The 338-nt window shown below is 69.2% G+C and carries 1 pseudogene; it reads left to right on the forward strand.

The annotated features are described in order from the left end of the window. Positions 1–338: pseudogene (locus HTV45_RS33550) on the forward strand (acetyl-/propionyl-CoA carboxylase subunit alpha); the annotation flags it as partial.

Genomic DNA, 338 nt, shown 5'->3' on the forward strand with positions numbered 1-338 from the left:
GGCCGGGGCGAGTGCTTCGTCGAGCGCTACCTGGACAAGCCGCGCCACGTCGAGACGCAGTGCCTGGCCGACCAGCACGGCAACGTCGTCGTCGTCTCCACCCGTGACTGCTCGCTCCAGCGCCGCCACCAGAAGCTGGTCGAGGAGGCGCCCGCCCCCTTCCTGAGCGAGGCCCAGGTCGAGGAGCTGTACTCGGCGTCCAAGGCCATCCTCAAGGAAGCCGGTTACGTCGGCGCGGGCACCGTCGAGTTCCTCGTCGGCAACGACGGCACGATCTCCTTCCTGGAGGTCAACACCCGTCTCCAGGTGGAGCACCCGGTCACCGAGGAGGTCGCGGG

Source organism: Streptomyces sp. CHD11 (genome assembly GCF_018638295.1).
Lineage (GTDB): Bacteria > Actinomycetota > Actinomycetes > Streptomycetales > Streptomycetaceae > Streptomyces.